The organism is Streptomyces sp. NBC_00654 (assembly GCF_026341775.1).
GTDB lineage: Bacteria > Actinomycetota > Actinomycetes > Streptomycetales > Streptomycetaceae > Streptomyces.
In genome coordinates this window covers 109,996-128,017 of sequence record NZ_JAPEOB010000003.1, presented here as the reverse complement: position 1 = coordinate 128,017, position 18,022 = coordinate 109,996, and the positions used below count along the sequence as shown (strand labels likewise).

General features: G+C 72.2%; 13 protein-coding genes. 8 read left to right on the top strand and 5 right to left on the bottom strand.

All coding sequences use genetic code 11. The features are described 5' to 3' along the window. Window positions 1–44 precede the first annotated feature (44 nt). From OHA98_RS32985 to OHA98_RS32970, 4 genes are all read left to right on the top strand, one after another. Entirely contained in the window at window positions 45–1,028 is a 984-nt protein-coding gene (locus OHA98_RS32985) for a serine hydrolase (RefSeq protein WP_266931204.1), read from the top strand. Between the two features lie 265 nt (window positions 1,029–1,293). After that, complete coding sequence (locus OHA98_RS32980; RefSeq protein WP_266931202.1) at window positions 1,294–5,013, top strand: ABC transporter ATP-binding protein; 3,720 nt, start codon at window positions 1,294–1,296, stop codon at window positions 5,011–5,013. Between the two features lie 196 nt (window positions 5,014–5,209). Further along, the gene (locus OHA98_RS32975; RefSeq protein ID WP_266932499.1) at window positions 5,210–5,620 is read left to right on the top strand and encodes a hypothetical protein; all 411 of its coding nucleotides are present in this window, start codon (window positions 5,210–5,212) and stop codon (window positions 5,618–5,620) included. Between the two features lie 104 nt (window positions 5,621–5,724). Next, complete coding sequence (locus OHA98_RS32970) at window positions 5,725–7,209, top strand: S28 family serine protease (protein WP_266931200.1); 1,485 nt, start codon at window positions 5,725–5,727, stop codon at window positions 7,207–7,209. A 95-nt stretch (window positions 7,210–7,304) separates the two neighbouring features. Here the strand turns inward: OHA98_RS32970 and OHA98_RS32965 are convergent, their stop codons facing one another. The 3 genes from OHA98_RS32965 to OHA98_RS32955 all read right to left on the bottom strand — a co-directional run bounded on the left by OHA98_RS32965 (window position 7,305) and on the right by OHA98_RS32955 (window position 11,063). Continuing rightward, on the bottom strand, window positions 7,305–7,946 hold the full coding sequence (locus OHA98_RS32965) for a hypothetical protein (RefSeq protein ID WP_266931198.1): 642 nt from the start codon (window positions 7,944–7,946) through the stop codon (window positions 7,305–7,307). Window positions 7,947–8,174: 228 nt separating this feature from the next. Further along, a complete protein-coding gene (locus tag OHA98_RS32960; protein WP_266931196.1) occupies window positions 8,175–10,007 on the bottom strand; it encodes a glycoside hydrolase family 3 protein in 1,833 nt (610 codons plus the stop codon). 123 nt (window positions 10,008–10,130) lie between these two features. Beyond that, window positions 10,131–11,063, bottom strand: a complete 933-nt coding sequence (locus tag OHA98_RS32955; RefSeq protein ID WP_266932498.1) for a LysR family transcriptional regulator — start codon at window positions 11,061–11,063, stop codon at window positions 10,131–10,133. Between the two features lie 107 nt (window positions 11,064–11,170). Between OHA98_RS32955 and OHA98_RS32950 the strand changes: the two genes are divergently transcribed. Continuing rightward, window positions 11,171–12,121: an EamA family transporter gene (locus OHA98_RS32950; RefSeq protein WP_266931194.1), complete on the top strand. Its 951-nt coding sequence runs from the start codon at window positions 11,171–11,173 to the stop codon at window positions 12,119–12,121. A 291-nt stretch (window positions 12,122–12,412) separates the two neighbouring features. Here OHA98_RS32950 and OHA98_RS32945 read toward each other — a convergent pair whose 3' ends face one another. Further along, window positions 12,413–13,207, bottom strand: a complete 795-nt coding sequence (locus OHA98_RS32945) for a sugar phosphate isomerase/epimerase (RefSeq protein WP_266931192.1) — start codon at window positions 13,205–13,207, stop codon at window positions 12,413–12,415. A gap of 233 nt (window positions 13,208–13,440) precedes the next feature. After that, complete coding sequence (locus tag OHA98_RS32940; protein ID WP_266931190.1) at window positions 13,441–14,505, bottom strand: LacI family DNA-binding transcriptional regulator; 1,065 nt, start codon at window positions 14,503–14,505, stop codon at window positions 13,441–13,443. A 132-nt stretch (window positions 14,506–14,637) separates the two neighbouring features. Here OHA98_RS32940 and OHA98_RS32935 point away from each other — a divergent pair, with 132 nt between their 5' ends. From OHA98_RS32935 to OHA98_RS32925, 3 genes are all read left to right on the top strand, one after another. After that, window positions 14,638–15,789, top strand: a complete 1,152-nt coding sequence (locus OHA98_RS32935; RefSeq protein ID WP_266931188.1) for a Gfo/Idh/MocA family protein — start codon at window positions 14,638–14,640, stop codon at window positions 15,787–15,789. 109 nt (window positions 15,790–15,898) lie between these two features. Beyond that, on the top strand, window positions 15,899–17,047 hold the full coding sequence (locus tag OHA98_RS32930; RefSeq protein ID WP_266931186.1) for a dihydrodipicolinate synthase family protein: 1,149 nt from the start codon (window positions 15,899–15,901) through the stop codon (window positions 17,045–17,047). Next, on the top strand, window positions 17,044–17,877 hold the full coding sequence (locus OHA98_RS32925) for a sugar phosphate isomerase/epimerase (protein ID WP_266931184.1): 834 nt from the start codon (window positions 17,044–17,046) through the stop codon (window positions 17,875–17,877). The genes OHA98_RS32930 and OHA98_RS32925 overlap by 4 nt, the downstream gene beginning before the upstream one ends. Window positions 17,878–18,022 lie beyond the last annotated feature (145 nt).

The window sequence follows — 18,022 nt, the reverse complement described above, 5'->3', positions numbered from 1 at the left end:
CCGGGGGGCGCACCCGTACGTATCACGCAGGGACGGGAACTCTCATGACCATGCATCGCAGCAGGATGTCCCGGGGCATACTCTCCGCCGCGCTGGCCACCGCCGCGCTGGCCACCGCCGCGCTGGCCACCGCCGTGCTCGCGCCGCTGGCCGCGGCCGCGCCCGCGGCGGCCGCCGCCGCACCCAAGGTGAGCTGCACCTCCGACAGGACACGGCTGGCCGTCAAGCTGACCAGGGACATCACCGCCGCGCTCAAGGGGCGCCGGTCGACGGCGGCCGTGGCGCTCCACGACCGGACGACGAAAACGACCTGCACCCTGCGCGGCACGCAGACGTACGACTCCGCGAGCGTCGTGAAGGCGACCGTCCTGGCGACGCTGCTCTGGGACAGCCAGAAGAAGGACCGCTCGCTGACCGGGCGCGAGAAGAACCTCGCCACCGCCATGATCACCAAGTCGGACAACACCGCGACCAGCGCTCTGTGGAAGCAGCTGGGAGCCGGGAAGGTCAAGGCGTTCCTGAAGGCGGCCGGGATGACCCGTACCGTGCCCGGCTCCGGCACCTACTGGGGCCTGACCCGGATCACCGCACAGGACGAGCTGCGGCTGCTGACGCTGCTGACCGCCAAGAACGCGGTCCTCACCGACGCCTCCCGCGCCTATGAGCTCGGCCTGATGCGCAAGGTCGTCCCCGCACAGCGCTGGGGCACCCCCGCCGGAGCCCCGGCCGGGGCGAACGTCCAGGTCAAGAACGGCTGGCTGCCGCGCGCCACGCACGGCTGGCGGGTGCACAGCATCGGCGCCTTCACCGGGAAGGGGCACGACTACGCCCTCACCGTGCTCACCCACGACAACAAGACGATGAACGACGGCATCAACACCATCCAGGCCGTCGCCCGCGTCGTCCACCGCGATCTGAACCCGACCACCAAGTCCTGGCGTTCCTCGACCCTGCCCGTCGCCCCGCAGGAAGCCGTCCCGGCCGTCCCCGGCACACCGGGCGTGGCGCTGCTCACGGCGAAGCCGTAGTACGGCGATGCTCACGGCGGAGCCGTCGTACCCGGAGCCGTCGTACCCGGAGCCGTAGTACCCGAAGCCGTAGTACCCGATGGCCGTCGTACCCGGAGCCGTAGTACCCGAAGGCCGTCGTACCCGGAGCCGAAGGTCCTACGACCTGACCCGTTCGGCCTCGGTCGCTGGTCCCCCTTTTGTTGCGGCGGGATGAAATCCACTGCTCGCGGCGTTGGTGCCTTGCGGTAGAGCAGGTGGACACGGGGTCGAACGGGAGGCACGGGTGACGGGCGCAGACCAACAGGGGTGGGGCCGGCGGCTGACCGGGTACGCATGGCGGTACCGGCGCAACGTCGTGCTGGCGCTCGGCTCCTCGCTCGCCGGAATGGCCGTGATGGCGCTCGTCCCGCTGATCACCAAGGTGATCATCGACGACGTCGTCACGGACCACACCCGCTCCCTCGCCGTCTGGACCGGGCTCCTCATAGGCGCGGCGGTGCTCGTCTACATCGCCACCTACATCCGCCGCTACTACGGCGGCCGCCTCGCCCTCGACGTCCAGCACGACCTGCGTACGGAGATGTACGCGACGATCACCCGCCTCGACGGGAAACGGCAGGACGAACTGTCCACCGGCCAGGTCGTCGGGCGAGCCACCAGCGATCTGCAACTGATCCAGGGCCTGCTCTTCATGCTCCCGATGACCATCGGGAACATCCTGCTCTTCCTCATCTCCCTGGTGATCATGGCGTGGCTGTCGCCGCTGCTGACCCTTGTCGCCCTCGCCGTCGCCCCCGCCCTCTGGTTCATCGCGCAGCGCTCCCGGAACCGCCTCTTCCCCGCCACCTGGTACGCCCAGAGCCAGGCCGCCGCCGTCGCCGGAGTCGTCGACGGGGCCGTCTCCGGAGTCCGGGTCGTCAAGGGGTTCGGGCAGGAGGACCAGGAGACCGGCAAACTCCGCGAGGTCGGACGCAGGCTCTTCGCCGGGCGGCTGCGCACCATCCGGCTGAACTCGCGCTACACCCCCGCCCTCCAGGCCGTGCCCGCGCTCGGCCAGGTCGCGATGCTGGCCCTCGGCGGCTGGCTGGCGACGAAGGGCGAGATCACCCTCGGTACGTTCGTCGCCTTCTCCACCTACCTCGCCCAGCTCATCGGCCCGGTCCGGATGCTCGCCATGGTCCTCACCGTCGGCCAGCAGGCGCGGGCCGGCGTGGAGCGTGTCCTGGAGCTGATCGACACCGAGCCGACGATGCGGGACGGTACGAAGGAGCTGCCGGCCGGTGCCCCGGCCAGCGTCGAGTTCGACGACGTGAGCTTCGGCTACGACGAGGAGAACCCCGTCCTCGACGGCTTCTCGCTCACCATCGAGCCCGGCGAGACCGTCGCCCTCGTCGGCGCCTCCGGCAGCGGCAAGTCCACCGTCTCCCTGCTGCTGCCCCGCTTCTACGACGTGACGCACGGCGCCGTCCTGGTCGGCGGCCACGACGTCCGCGAGCTCACCCAGACCTCGCTCCGGGCCGCCATCGGCCTCGTACCGGAGGACAGTTTCCTGTTCTCCGACACCCTCCGCGCCAACATCGCCTACGGCTTCCCCGACGCCACCCAGGAGCAGATCGAGCAGGCCGCCCGCGCCGCCCAGGCCGACCGGTTCATCGCGCAGCTGCCCCTCGGCTACGACACCAAGGTCGGCGAGCACGGGCTCACCCTCTCCGGCGGCCAGCGCCAGCGCGTCGCGCTCGCCCGCGCCATCCTCACCGACCCCCGGCTGCTGCTCCTCGACGACGCCACCTCCGCCGTCGACGCCCGGGTCGAGCACGAGATCCACGAGGCGCTCAAGCAGGTGATGGAGGGCCGCACCACCCTGCTGATCGCCCACCGCCGCTCCACCCTCGGCCTCGCCGACCGCATCGGCGTCCTCGACGGCGGACGGCTCGCCGACATCGGCACGCACGAGGAGCTGGAACAGCGCTCCGCCCTCTACCGGCGGCTGCTCACCGACCCGGACGAGCTGGGCGGCACCTCGCCCGGCCATCTGCCCGTGGACCCCGGTACGGCGCCCGAGGACGACCGCGCGCTCCTGGAGGAGCTGGACGCGGAGTTCGACGCCGAGCGGGGCATCACGCCCGACCTCTGGATACGCAAGGAGGAGACGCCCGCCGCCGGGGCGGCCGGAATGCCCGCCACCCCCGAACTCCTCGCCCAGGTCGACGCGCTGCCGCCCGCCACGGACACCCCCGACGTCGACGAGGCACGCGCCGTACAGCCGGAGCGGTCCTACGGGCTGCGCCGACTGCTGCGCGGCTTCGGCCTTCCGCTGCTGGTCAGCCTGGCGCTCGTCGCCGTCGACGCGGGCATGGGGCTGCTGCTGCCCGTCTTGATCCGGCACGGCATCGACGAGGGCGTCAACCGGCTCGCGCTCGGCGCGGTCTGGGCGGCCTCCGGGATCGCCCTGCTCGTCGTGGTCGTGCAGTGGGCGGCCCAGGTCGGCGAGACCCGGATGACGGGCCGCACCGGCGAGCGGGTGCTCTACTCCCTGCGCCTGAAGATCTTCGCGCAGCTCCAGCGGCTCGGCCTCGACTACTACGAGCGCGAACTGACCGGCAAGATCATGACCCGGATGACGACGGACGTGGACGCGCTGTCCACGTTCCTCCAGACCGGCCTGGTCACCGCGTTCGTCTCGGTGGTCACCTTCTTCGGCATCATGGTCGCCCTGCTCGTCCTCGACATCCAGCTGGCCCTGGTCGTCTTCGCGACGCTGCCGGTGCTGATCATCGGGACGGTCTTCTTCCGCCGCAAGAGCGTCCAGGCGTACGAGCTGGCCCGTGAACGCATCAGCGCGGTCAACGGCGACCTCCAGGAGTCCGTCTCCGGGCTGCGGATCGTGCAGGCGTTCGGCCGTGAGAAGGACGGCGCGCGGCGCTACGCCGACCGCAGCGACCACTACCGCGAGGCCCGGGTGCGCGGCCAGTGGCTGATCTCCGTCTACTTCCCGTTCGTCCAGCTGCTGTCCTCGGTGGCCGCGGCCGCCGTGCTGATCGTCGGCGCGGGCCGGGTCGACAACGGCACCCTGACCACCGGTGCCCTGGTCGCGTACCTCCTCTACATCGACCTGTTCTTCGCCCCCGTGCAGCAGCTCTCCCAGGTCTTCGACGGCTACCAGCAGGCCACCGTCTCCCTCGGCCGCATCCAGGAACTGCTCCAGGAGCCCACCTCGACCGCCGACCCCGACGAGCCGATGGACGTGCTGTCGCTGCGCGGCGAGATCGCGTTCGAGGACGTGTCCTTCGCGTACGGCGGTGAGGAAGAGGCCCTGACCGGCATCGACCTGCACATACCGGCGGGCCAGACGGTGGCCTTCGTCGGGGAGACGGGCGCGGGCAAGTCCACCCTCGTCAAGCTCGTCGCCCGGTTCTACGACCCCACGGGCGGCCGGGTCACCGCCGACGGCACCGATCTGCGCAAGCTCGACATGACCGCCTACCGGCACCGCCTCGGTGTCGTACCGCAGGAGGCCTACCTCTTCGCCGGTACGGTCCGTGACGCCATCGCCTACGGTCTGCCCGACGCCACCGACGCGCAGGTGGAGGCGGCGGCCAGGGCGGTCGGCGCGCACGACATGATCGCCACCCTGGACGGCGGCTATCTGCACGAGGTCGCCGAGCGCGGCCGCAACCTCTCGGCCGGCCAGCGCCAGCTCATCGCGCTCGCCCGCGCCGAACTGGTCGACCCGGACGTCCTGCTGCTCGACGAGGCCACCGCGGCCCTGGACCTCGCCACCGAGGCCCTGGTCAACCAGGCCACCGACCGGCTCACCGGCCGCCGCACCACGCTGGTGGTGGCCCACCGGCTGACCACGGCCGCCCGCGCCGACCGGGTCGTGGTGATGGACCACGGCCGGGTCGTCGAGGACGGTACGCACGACGAGCTGCTGGCCCGGGACGGGCAGTACGCCCGGCTGTGGCGCACCTTCATCGGCGAGGACGAGCCGGCGGGGGTCTGAGGGGCCGGGTCCGCCCGGCGTCCGTCGCGTCGCCGGGCGGCCGAATGGCCGCACCCGTACCGCGCCCGGTGCAACCTTCGGGCGGCCTCTGGCGTCGTACGCAAGTACGTGCACCTGTCGGGTGTGGATGCACACGTTCGATGGGGTGGTGAGACCGCTGAATACGCTGAAGCCGTCACGACGGGCGAACGGGCCGATGCCGGTGCCGGTGTCCATGCCGGCGTCCGTACGTCCGCTGCTGGGGCGTCTGCTCGTCCTGCCGCTGATCGCCGCGGTGGGCCTGGTGCTCGGGATGCCGACGGCCCCCGCCGCCCACGCCGCGACGTCCTGCACCGGACGCCCGGCGAAGACGGTGGCCTTCGCCACCGGGGAGCTGCGCGTCTACAAGAGCCGCGCCTACGCCTGTGCCGTGACCGTCGCCAAGAAGCCGGGCAAGCGGCGGGCGATGAGTGTCTCGCTCCAGCCGCGCGGCGGCCGGGCGGTGTCGGACAGCGGCAAATACACCAAGCTGGCCGGTCCGGTGACGGTCCATGCGCTGAACCGCTGCGTGCGGGCGTCCGGCTCCATCGGGGGAGCGTCGGCCTCCACCGGATGGATCCTCTGCTGACGTTCCGCGGGGACCTCGTGAAGTATGTGGTCAATCGGGTCTGGCGTGGCGCGTGTTGCCCCGGCTAGGTTCACGGCGAATGTCGTGAAACTACGGGAGGGTGCATGCGCAAGGCGCTCAGAGGGTTTCTGTCGCTCGCGGTGCTCATAGGCACAGTGAGTGCGACGGGGGCCTCGGCCGGTGCGGCCACCGCCGCGGAACCGTCCGCGAACCAGGGCAGCGGTGCTGCCGGAAGCAGTGAGTCCAGCAGCGAGGACATCAAGGACCGCATCCTGGCCATCCCGGGAATGAGTCTGATCGAGGAGAAGCCGTACCCCGGTTACCGCTTCTTCGTCCTCAACTACACCCAGCCGGTCGATCACCGGCACCCGTCCAAGGGCACGTTCCAGCAGCGCATCACCCTGCTGCACAAGGACACGTCCCGCCCGACGGTCTTCTTCACCAGCGGCTACAACGTCTCGACGAACCCGAGCCGCAGCGAGCCGACGCAGATCATCGACGGCAACCAGGTCTCCCTGGAGTACCGTTTCTTCACCCCCTCGCGCCCGGCGCCCGCCGACTGGTCCAAGCTCGACATCTGGCAGGCCGCCAGCGACCAGCACCGCGTGTTCAAGGCGCTGAAGAAGATCTACAGCAAGAACTGGCTGACCACCGGTGGCTCCAAGGGCGGCATGACCGCCACGTACTTCGAGCGCTTCTACCCGAAGGACATGGACGGTGTCGTGGCGTACGTCGCGCCCAACGACGTGGTCAACAAGGAGGACTCGGCGTACGACCGGTTCCTGGCGAACGTCGGCACCAAGGAGTGCCGCGACAAGCTGGGCGGGGTGCAGCGCGAGGCGCTGATCCGCCGGGCGCCGCTGGAGAAGAAGTACAAGGAGTACGCCGCCGCGAACGGCCTCACCTTCAACACCGTCGGTTCGCTCGACCGCGCCTACGAAGCCGTCGTCATGGACTACGTCTGGGCGTTCTGGCAGTACAGCCTGGTCGCCGACTGCGCCGACATCCCGGCCGACGCCAAGAACGCCACCGACCAGGCGATCTGGGACTCGATCGACGGCATCTCCGGCTTCTCCGCCTACGCGGACCAGGGCCTGGGGACGTACACGCCGTACTACTACCAGGCGGGCACCCAGCTCGGCTCGCCCGACATAAAGCAGCCGTGGCTCGGCAACCTGAGCCGCTACGGCTACCAGCCGCCCCGCAACTTCGTCCCCCGCTCGATCCCGATGAAGTTCCAGCCGTCGGTGATGCGGGACGTGGACAACTGGGTGAAGCACAACGCCAAGCGGATGATGTACGTCTACGGGCAGAACGACCCGTGGGGTGCGGAGCCCTTCCGCCTCGGCCACGGCACCCGTGACAGCTACGTCTACACGGTGCCGGGCGGCAACCACGGCTCCAAGGTCTCCGGTCTCGTCGCCGACGAGAAGGCGAAGGCCACGGCCGCCATCCTGCGCTGGGCGGGGGTCGCTCCGGCGGCCGTCGAGGCGGACCCGGCGAAGGCGAAGCCGCTCGCGAAGTTCGACGCGCGGCTCGACCAGCGCAACGGTGAGGTCGAGCGCGGCGAGGGAACCCTCCGCCCGTAACCCCGGCCGTTCACCGAAGTGGTGGGCTGTGCCCGCCGGTTCCGCACCTCGGAGCCGGTGGGCACAGCACGGAGCCGGCGGGCACCGGCCTCTGCTCAGAGCCGGCGGGCACAGCCCACGGCCCGGTCGCCGCTCAGGGTGACGAAGAGATCGGTGGTGTCCGGGCACCGCTCACGCCGCTCCTCGGCCGATGTGACCTCGAACTGCGGCGCCCGGCCGCCCGAACCGTCACAGGAGGTCTCCTTCACGGGGCCCTGGTGCCTGTCCGCGTCGGCGCCCCTGCCCCTGCCCCTGCCCTCGGGGGAGTGACGGACGCAGTCCCCGACGACCGTCAGCGGTCCGCCGCCCTGCCCCGGGTCGCCCGGATGCGGGGGCTCCAGATTGCGCATGCAGGCGTAGCCCTTGGTGAGGCGGCTCTGTGCGCCGTCCCCGCTCTCCGAGATGTGCAGGACGAAGTCGGTCGTGGGCGGGCAGGGCGGGCCCGTCCTCGACGCGCCGAGGTGCCGTGCCAGCACCCGCGCCAGGGCCTTCTCGCTGCGGCAGGACACCTCTCGCACCTCGGCCCCGCGCGAACTGCAGTCGGCGGGCCCGAGGAAGACCACCCCGTACGCCGTCGGCGCGGCGGCGCGCCCGGACGGCCCGGGGCCGCCGACGGAGTCGCCGGGCCGGCGGCAGGCGGTCAGCGAGAACGCGGCGGCGGCCACCGGCACCAGCAGCAGCGCGTGTACCACCCGCACCGCCGGCCACGCTCGTACAACCGGCATGTGAATACCCCCGATACGTCCGTCGTCAAGACGTACACCCGGCGTGGTCCGCCGGAGCGGAAACACGCCGGGTGCCCGGGGCACCGCACCCCGGCCGGGGCGGTGTGCGGTGGCGCGCGGGGGTACGTGGTGGTGCGGCGGTCGCGCACGGGTCGCGCGGAGGCGGCCGGCGCCCCGTCCGCGAGGGATTCCGGGCAGCCTCTAGTACGACAGCCCGTATCCGACCGGGTACAGCACCTTCGCCGGGTCGTCCGCACGCTGCACCGGGACCGGGAGCCTGCCCTCCGGTTCGGCGCGGCCCGCGATCACCCGGGCCGCCGCCCGCAGTTCGACATCGGTCCAGGAATACGCGGCCAGACTCGCGGCGATACCCGTACCGCCCAGGTGGGCGATGTCGTACGGGTTGCGGACCGCGACGGTGACCACCGGCACTCCGGTCGCCACGAGGGCCTTGACCAGGGCGAGTTGGCTGCTGGTCGCCGAGACGTTGTACGTCCCCACGATCACCGCGTCCTTGCCCCGCGCGGCGGCCACCGCCTCGGCGATCCTCGCCGCGTCGGGGGCCGTGCCGGTGGACAGGGCGGTCGCCGCGTACCCCAGCTCGCCGAAGGCCCCGGCGAGTGTGGTGGTCGGCGGGCCGGTCGTACCGGAGGGTGAGGCCGGGTCGGCGCCGACCACGAGGAGCCTGCGGTGGGAGCGGCGCGAGAGCGGCAGCAGCGAGCCGGGGTTGGTGAGCAGCGTGGTCGTGCGCTCGGCGATCCGGTCGGCGGCGGCCAGGTGCGCCCGGGTGCCGACCGTGCGGTCGACGCCCCGGCGGCTGACGAACGGGTCGCGGAACAGGCCCAGTTTCGTCTTCAGCCGCAGGATGCGCAGGATCGATTCCTCGATCCGGGCCTCGCTGATCTCCCCGTTCCTGACGGCCGCCAGAACGGCGTTCCAGGCCACGTCGAGGTTCGGCGGGTTCAGCAACTGGTCGACGCCCGCCAGGAGCGCGAGGACCGGGACGCGGTCGTCGCCGTACTTCTCCCGTACACCCTTCATGTCGAGCGCGTCGGTGACCACGACCCCGTCGTAGCCCAGTTCCTCGCGCAGTACGCCGGTGAGGATGGGCCGGGACAGTGTCGCGGGGTCCTCCGCCGGGTCGAGCGCGGGGACCACGATGTGCGCGGTCATGATCGAGTCGATGCCCGCGGCGATCGCGGCCCGGAAGGGCGGGGCGTCCAGTTCGGCCCACTGTTCCCGGGTGTGCTGGATGACCGGCAGACCGCTGTGGCTGTCGGTGCTGGTGTCGCCGTGGCCGGGGAAGTGCTTGGCCGTGGCGGCGATTCCGGCGCCCTGGTAGCCCTTCACCTGCGCCACGGCCATCCCGGCCACCGACTGCGGGTCCGAGCCGAAGGAGCGGACGCCGATCACCGGGTTGGCCGGGTTGACGTTCACATCGGCGTTCGGCGCGTAGTTCTGCACGATGCCCAGGGCGGCCAGCTCGTCGCCCGCGATCCGGGCCGCCCGGCGGGTGTCGGCGTGCGAGCCGCCCGCGCCGAGCGCCATCGCGCCCGGCAGCAGCGTGGCGGGTTCGCCGACGCGGCAGACGATGCCGTGCTCCTGGTCGGTGGAGACCAGGAGGGGTACGGAGTTGGGCCCGGCGAGTCCTGCGCGCTGGATGCCGTTGGAGAGTTCGGCGATCTGGTGCGGGTCGCGGGTGTTGTGGGCCCAGACGAAGTAGATGATGCCGCCGACGTGGTACTTGGCGATCAGTTCGGCGGCGGTCCGGACCCCGATCTCCTTGAGGTTCGCGTCGATGTCCGCCTGATCGGGCTCGGTGGCGGAGTGCCCGTACACCCGCATCACGAAGAGCTGGCCGACCTTCTCCTCCAGGCTCATCCGGCTGATGAGCCGCTTGAGCCGGCTGTCGGTGGAGGCACTCGCGGGCTGCGCGGCGGCCGGTACGGCAACGGTGACGGCGCCGGTGGCAGCAGCGGCGGCGGTGGCCGCGGTAGCGGTGAGAAGGGTGCGTCGGGAGGTGCGGTGGTGCACGTGGGCTCCTTCCTGGGACTGAAAGAAACTTCCAAGAAGGTACGGATATATGGAAAGTAACTACCGGTCAAGGGGGCCCGCCCGGCGATCTTCCGCGGGGGGCGACGATTGGGGGTCAAACCGTCACGTGCGAGCACACGCGGGGGCTCGGACCAGTCCCGCCGCCACCCCGTGCGCCTGGAGCGCCGACACCGCGGCCGTGATCGCCGGCCGCCGGGCCGCCTCCGTACGCCACAGCGCGTACAGCCTCCGGACCGGTACGGGGTCGAGTCGCACGGCCACCACCCCGGCGGGCAGCGGCCCCCGTCCCAGCCGGGGAATCATCGCGACCCCGAGCCCGGCGGCGACCAGCGCGAGCTGGGTGTGGTTCTCCTCCGCCCGGTGCCGGATGTCCGGCTCGCAGCCCGCCGCCCGCAGCGTCCGTACGAGCCAGTCGTGGCACACCGTGCCCGGCGGCTGGCACACCCACCGCTCCTTCGCCAGCTCCTCCCGCCGCACCGCCTCCCGCCCGGCGAGGGCGTGCCCCTCGGGCACCAGGAGATCGCACCGGTCGTCCCCGATGACGGCCTGGGCCACCCCCTCCGGGGCGGGCAGCGGGGCGATGTCCCAGTCGTGGGCGACCGCCAGATCGAGGACGCCGTTGGCCACCAGGTCGACCGACAGATGCGGGTCGACCTCGGTCATCCGGGCCTCCAGCGCCGCGTGGTCCCGGTCCAGCTCCGCCAGCACCCCCGGCAGCAGCCCCCGCGCCGCCGAGGCGAACGCGCCGATGGACAGCCGGCCCGTCGGCAGCCCCCTGCGCTCCTCCAGGGTCGTCTCGGTCCGCTCCATGATCGCGAGCAACTGCTGGGCGGCGGTGACCAGATGGAGGGCCTCCTCGGTGAGCGAGACGCCGCGCCCGCGCCGTTCGAGCAGGGTGGTCCGGGTCTCCCGCTCCAGTTTGGTGATCTGCTGCGAGACCGCCGAGGGGGTGTAGCCGAGTGCGGCGGCTGCTCCCGCGACGGAACCGTGGACGGAGACGGCGTGCAGCGCGCGCAGCCGGGACAGGTCGAGCACCGTGGCCTCACAGGGAAAGGGGGTCCGGGAATCATTAGCGATGCTCAATTCCACCATGAAGAAATCCGTGCTGGTGCTAAAGGGTCCTCACGGCCGATGCTCGGTCCATGCGTCCCCTCCACATCGCCCTGGCCTCGCTCGTCGCCGCAGTCTGGGGGGTGAACTTCGTCGTCATCGAGATCGGCCTCGACCACTTTCCGCCGCTGCTCTTCTCCGCGCTGCGCTTCCTGGTGGCGGCACTCCCGGCGGTCTTCCTCGTCGGCCGGCCCAGGGTCGCCTGGAAGTGGATCGTGGGGGTCGGGCTCGTACTCGGAGTGGGCAAGTTCGGCCTGCTCTTCATCGGCATGGACCGGGGGATGCCCGCCGGGCTCTCCTCCCTCGTCCTCCAGGTCCAGGCGGTCTTCACGGCCCTGTTCGCGGCGCTCGCCCTCGGTGAACGGCCGGGAAGGACCAAGGTGTGGGGGATGGGTGTCGCCCTCGCGGGCATCGGGGTGGCGGCGGTCGACGAGGGCGCGGGCGGGCCGGTGCTCGCCTTCGTCCTCGTGATCGCGGCCGCCGCCTGCTGGGGCGTGTCGAACGTGCTGACCCGTAAGGCCTCCCCGCCCGACTCCCTCAACTTCATGGTGTGGGTCTCGACCGTCCCCGTGCTCCCGCTCCTCGGCCTGTCCCTGCTCTTCGAGGGCTGGGACCGCGACGCCGAGGCGCTGGCCGCGCTCGACTGGAGCGGTGCCGGGATCATCCTCTACGTCGCCTGGATCACCACGGTGTTCGGCTTCGGCACCTGGAGCTTCCTGCTCAGCAGGCACCCGGCCTCGTCGGTGGCCCCGTTCACCCTGCTCGTGCCGGTCTTCGGGATGACCTCGGCCGCGCTGCTGCTCGATGAGCCGGTCGGCCCGCTGCGCTGGTGTGCGGCGGCCCTGCTGGTCGGCGGGGTGGCGCTCACCTCGTCCTCGCGGCCGCGCGGCCCCCGGGCCACGGCGGTGGAGGGTGCTGCTCCGGTGGAGGGTGCCGAGCAGTCGCCGCCCGCCCCGACGGAGCCGCTCCCGTGCGGACGGTGACGGGCGGCTGAGCGCCGGGCCCACGGCCCGTACGCACCGGGCCCACGGCCCGTACGCACCGGGCCCACGGCCCGTACGCACCGGGCCCACGGCCCGTACGCACCGGGCCCACGGCCCGTACGCACCGGGCCCACGGCCCGTACGCACCGGGCCCACGGCCCGTACGCACCGGGCCCACGGCCCGTACGCACCGGGCCCACGGCCCGTACGCACCGGGCCCACGGCCCGTACGCACCGGGCCCCACGCCCGTACGCCCCCGGGCCCGCCGCCCCGCCACCACCGCGCTACCGCTACCGCTGCTGCTTCGGGGCCCCGAGCCTCAGCAGGTGCTCGCGCCCCGCGCTCAGCAGCCCGGCCAGCTCCGGCGCGTCGGGGTGCCAGCGCTTCTCGTACTCCCAGCACACCCAGCTGTCCGGGTCCAGCGTGTCCAGGCAGGCGCCCAGCGGCAGCACCCCGGCCCCCAGGCCGATCGGCGCGATGTCCTCGGCCGACGCGATGTCCTTCACCTGCACGTAGCCCAGGTGCGGGGCCAGCACCGCATGGCTCGCGGCCGGCTCCTCGCCCGCCAGCCAGGTGTGCATGATGTCCCAGAGCGCACCGACCTGCGGGTGTCCGACCGTACCGGCGACCCGGGCCACGGCGGCGCCCGCCCGGTGCGAGTCATGGGTCTCCAGCAGGATGCGCACGCCCATGTCGGCGGCGGCCGGGGCCGCGGCGCCGAGCCTGCGGGCGGCGGTCGCGTCGGCGACGCCGGGGTCCTGGTCGCCGCCGCCCGGGAAGACGCGGACGTTCTTCGCGCCCAGGTCGCGGGCGAGCTTCAGCAGTTCGGCCAGTTCGGCCAGAACGGGCTCGTCGTCCCCTTCCGCCGCCACCCGTACATAACCGGCCAGGGTCAGGATCTCGACCCCGCCCGCCGTGAACTGCTCGACCACATCGGCGCGTTCGAGCAGCGAGAGCCCCGGGTGCACCGGCTCCTCCGGGTGGGTGCGCAGCTCCACCCCCCGGTACCCGTGCTCGTTGGCCAGCCGGACGACCTCGGCTATCGGCATCCCCGGCACTCCGAGGGTCGAGAAAGCGAGCTTCACGTGCGTGTTCCTTCCACATCGGTACGTGCCACCGCCCCGGGCGACGCGAGCGGCGACGCCCACATCATCGGCCCGGGGTGCGACGTACGCCTACCCCCGCCCGGGAGGCCGACGCCCGCACCCGCGTCCGGGCGGGTGACGGCAAGGCCGTACCGGGGGTGTGACGGCAGGGCTGTACGGGGGGCGTGACGGCAGGGCTGTACGGGCGCGCGGCGGCAGGACTGCTGCGGGGCTCACGCCCGGGGCGGCGCCGTCGATCCCCGTACCATCAGCTCGGCCGCGATCGTCGCGACGCCGCCGGGCGGCGGGGTCTCCTTGCCCATCGCCAGCCGCCCCGCGCGGGCGCCCGCCTCGAACAGCGGCAGCCGTACGGTCGTCAGCGCCGGTGCGGCGTCCACCGAGAACGGCAGGTCGTCGAAGCCCGCCACCGAGATGTCCTCGGGAATGCGCCGGCCGAGGTGGCGTACCGCCGCCCCCGCACCCAGTGCCACCGTGTCGTTGGCGGCGACGATCGCCGTCACCTCCGGTTCGCGGCGCAGGAGTTCGAGGGTGGCCTCGTAGCCGGAGCGCCGGTCGTACGGGCCGTGGACGGTGAGCCGGTCCTCGTCGCCCGCCAGCCCCGCCTCACGCATCGCGTCCCGGTGGCCCTCCAGCCGGTGGCGGGTGGTGGTCCGCTCCAGGGGGCCCGCCACATAGCCGATCCGCCGGTGGCCGAGCGAGAGCAGGTGCTCGGTCAGCCGCCGCCCGCCGCCCCGGTTGTCGAAGGCGAGCGCGGCCATCACCGCGTCGCTGTCCGGCAGCGGGGGCCGCCCGCAGAACACGATCCGGGTGCCCGCGTCGGCGAGTTTCGCCAGCTTCGCGGACATCGCGGCCTGGTGCGCGGGGCTCTCCAGTGCGCCGCCGGTGAGGATGACGGCGGCGGCCCGCTGGCGCTGGAGGAGGGTGAGGTAGGTGAGTTCGCGCTCCGGGGAGCCACCGGTGTTGCAGACGACGGCCAGCTTCTCGCCGCCCGCCCGGCCCGAGCCGTCACCGGGGCCGCCGATCTCGGTCTGCGTGGCCCCCGCCATGATCCCGAAGAACGGGTCCGCGATGTCGTTGACCAGGATGCCGACCAGGTCCGAGGTGGCGGCGGCGAGCGAGCTGGCCGGTCCGTTGAGCACGTAGTCCAGCTCGTCCACGGCACGCAGGACCCGCTCCCGCGTCGACGCGGCCACCGGGTAGTTGCCGTTGAGCACGCGCGAGACGGTGGCCGGGGACACCCGGGCGCGGGCCGCCACGTCCGCCAGGGTGACTGTCATCACTGTCCTCCGAGAGGTCGCGGGGGGTTACCGAGGAGTTCCGGGGGCGCCCCCTCTTGTCCGGGCCGCTGTCGGCAGGCTAGCGTCATCCCCGATAGAAAGCGCTTGCTACGGCTGTATGGAGGGAACTTCGTGACACGCAGGACAGTGCGCATCGCCATGAACGGCGTCACGGGTCGCATGGGATACCGGCAGCACCTGGTGCGCTCGATCCTCGCGATCCGCGAGCAGGGCGGCCTCGATCTCGGTGACGGCGACGTGCTGTGGCCCGAGCCCGTCCTCGTCGGCCGGAGGGCCCACGCGCTGGAGGCGCTCGCCGCACAGCACGGTCTGACCGAGTGGTCGACGGACCTGGACGCGGTGCTCGCCGACGACACCATCGACATCTACTTCGACGCCCAGGTCACCTCCGCGCGCGTCGACGCGATCAAGAAGGCCATCGCGGCGGGCAAGCACATCTACACCGAGAAGCCCACCGCCACGGACGTCGAGGGCGCCCTGGAGCTGGCCCGGCTGGCCCGTGACGCCGGAATCAAGCACGGCGTCGTCCAGGACAAGATCTTCCTGCCGGGCCTGCTGAAGCTGAAGCGCCTCATCGACGGCGGCTTCTTCGGCGAGATCCTCTCCGTGCGCGGCGAGTTCGGCTACTGGGTGTTCGAGGGCGACTGGCAGGAGGCCCAGCGCCCGTCCTGGAACTACCGCGCCGAGGACGGCGGCGGCATCGTCGTCGACATGTTCCCGCACTGGGAGTACGTGCTCCACGAGCTGTTCGGCCAGGTCACCACGGTCCAGGCGCATGTGCAGACACACCTCCCGCAGCGCTGGGACGAGCAGGGCAAGCCCTACGCCGCGACCGCCGACGACGCCGCGTACGGCATCTTCCAGCTGGCGGGCGGCGCCGTGGCACAGATCAACTCCTCCTGGACGGTACGGGTCAACCGCGACGAGCTGGTCGAGTTCCAGGTCGACGGAACCCACGGCTCCGCCGTCGCCGGACTCCGCAACTGCCGCGTCCAGCACCGCTCGGCCACGCCCAAGCCGGTCTGGAACCCGGACCTCCCGGTCACCGAGCCGTTCCGCAACCAGTGGCAGGAAGTCCCCGACAACGCGGTCTTCGACAACGGCTTCAAGGCCCAGTGGGAGCTGTTCCTGCGCCATGTCGCGCTGGACGAGCCGTACACCTGGGACCTGATGGCCGGTGCGCGCGGGGTGCAGCTGGCCGAGCTGGGCCTCAAGTCGTCGGCGGAGGGCCGCCGCTTCGACGTCCCGGAGCTGACGCTGTGACGCCCGGCACCGTGCGTCCGGGGACCGGAACGGCGACGGCCCACGCCGCGCACCCGGGGCCCGGCGCCGGCGCCGCGACGCCCCGCCCTCCGCACCCGGAGCTGACCTCATGAGCACCATCCACCTTCCGCAGGGCCCCTACGAACCCCGCGCCACCCCGCTGGACCTGGCCCCGGGCAAGGCCCCGCTCGCCTCCCGTACGGTCTTCTCCGCCGCCCATGTCGTCGCCGACCCCTACGCGGACGTCAGCGCGGACGACCCGGCGGCCGTCGACTGGGACGCCACCCTCGCCTTCCGCCGCCACCTGTGGTCGCACGGCCTGGGCGTCGCCGAGGCGATGGACACCGCTCAGCGTGGCATGGGCCTGGACTGGGCGGGCGCGGCCGAACTGATCCGCCGTTCCGCCGCCGAGGCGAAGGCCGTCGGCGGCCGTATCGCCTGCGGCGTCGGCACCGACCAGCTCCCGGCCGGCCCGGCCACGCTCGCCGGGGTACGCGCGGCGTACGAGGAGCAGCTCGCCCTGGTCGAGGAGAGCGGGGCCCAGGCCATCCTGATGGCGTCCCGCGCTCTCGCGGCGGTGGCGAAGGGCCCCGAGGACTACCTGGAGACGTACGCGCACCTGCTGCGCCAGGCCTCGGAGCCCGTCGTCCTGCACTGGCTCGGCCCGATGTTCGACCCCGCGCTGGCCGGCTACTGGGGCAGCGCGGATCTCGACGCCGCGACCGATACGTTCCTCAAGGTCATCGCCGAGCACCCGGACAAGGTGGACGGCATCAAGATGTCCCTGCTGGACGCGGAACGCGAGATCGACGTCCGCCGCCGCCTCCCGGGCGGGGTCCGCTGCTACACCGGCGACGACTTCAACTACCCGGAGCTGATCGCGGGCGACGAACGCGGCTTCAGCCACGCGCTGCTCGGCATCTTCGACCCGCTCGGCCCCCTGGCGGCACACGCGGTACGGGTGCTGGACACCGGCGACACCCAGGGCTTCCGGGATCTGCTCGACCCCACGGTCGAACTGTCGCGTCATCTGTTCCGGACCCCCACCCGCTTCTACAAGACGGGCGTGGTCTTCCTCGCCTGGCTCGCGGGCCACCAGGAACACTTCACGATGGTCGGCGGTCTGCAGTCCGCCCGCTCGCTGCCGCACCTGGCGAAGGCGTACGAACTGGCCGACCGGCTGGGCCTGTTCCCCGACCCCGAGCTGGCCGCGTCCCGGATGCGGGCGCTGCTGACGGTCCACGGAGGTTCCCGATGACCAACGACCTGGCCAGGCTCTCCCTCAATCAGGAGACCATCAAGCAGTGGTCCCTGCCCGAGCTGACGGAGGGCTGCGTCAAGGCGGGCATCGACCAGGTCGGCCTGTGGCGCGCGCCGGTCCAGGAGTACGGGGCCGAGCGCGCGGCGGGCCTGCTGAAGGACGCGGGGATCTCCGTCACCAGCCTGTGCCGGGGCGGTTTCTTCACCGCCCTGGACCCGGCCGAACGGGCCCGCGCCCTGGACGACAACCGGGCGGCGGTCGACGAGGCGGCGGCCCTGTCCACCGACACCCTCGTCCTCGTCTCCGGCGGCCTCCCGGCGGGCAGCCGCGACCTGCACGGCGCCCGTGAACGCATCGCGGACGCCCTCGCCGAACTGGGCCCGTACGCGGCCGAGCGCGGCGTACGCCTCGCGATCGAACCGCTGCACCCGATGTTCGCCTCGGACCGCTGCGTGGTCTCCACGCTCGGCCAGGCGCTCGACATCGCGGAACGCTTCCCCGCCGAGCAGGTCGGGGTGGTCGTCGACACGTACCACATCTGGTGGGACGACCAGGCCCCCGCCCAGATCGCACGGGCGGGGCGGGGCGGCCGGATCCACTCCTTCCAGCTCGCGGACTGGATCACCCCGCTTCCGGCGGGCGTTCTGGTGGGCCGTGGCCAACTGGGCGACGGCAGCGTGGACTTCCGCGCCTGGCGTCGTCTGGTCGAGGCGGCGGGCTTCGACGGGCCCATCGAGGTGGAGATCTTCAACGAGGGCCTGTGGGCCCGCGAAGGAGCCGAAGTCCTCGCCGAAGTGGCGGCCCGTTACCTGCAACATGCCTGCTGAGAGGCCTGTTGGCGACCCAGGGTAAAGAGATCGCAAAGGGATGCAACCTTTGCGTACCCTGCCGGGTCACACATGGCGTCGGGACTTCCGGGGAGGGGTCCGGGGGGATCGGGAAGCCCGACGGGAGGGGAAAGCGAGGGGGGTC

Bases quoted from the DNA above. Each gene is read 5' to 3' on its own strand.
- OHA98_RS32985 (WP_266931204.1), top strand. From the start codon at position 45: ATGACCATGCATCGCAGCAGGATGTCCCGGGGCATACTCTCCGCCGCG.
- OHA98_RS32975 (WP_266932499.1), top strand. From the start codon at position 5,210: ATGCCGGTGCCGGTGTCCATGCCGGCGTCCGTACGTCCGCTGCTGGGG.
- OHA98_RS32970 (WP_266931200.1), top strand. From the start codon at position 5,725: ATGCGCAAGGCGCTCAGAGGGTTTCTGTCGCTCGCGGTGCTCATAGGC.
- OHA98_RS32950 (WP_266931194.1), top strand. From the start codon at position 11,171: ATGCGTCCCCTCCACATCGCCCTGGCCTCGCTCGTCGCCGCAGTCTGG.
- OHA98_RS32940 (WP_266931190.1), bottom strand. From the start codon at position 14,505: ATGACAGTCACCCTGGCGGACGTGGCGGCCCGCGCCCGGGTGTCCCCG.
- OHA98_RS32930 (WP_266931186.1), top strand. From the start codon at position 15,899: ATGAGCACCATCCACCTTCCGCAGGGCCCCTACGAACCCCGCGCCACC.
- OHA98_RS32925 (WP_266931184.1), top strand. From the start codon at position 17,044: ATGACCAACGACCTGGCCAGGCTCTCCCTCAATCAGGAGACCATCAAG.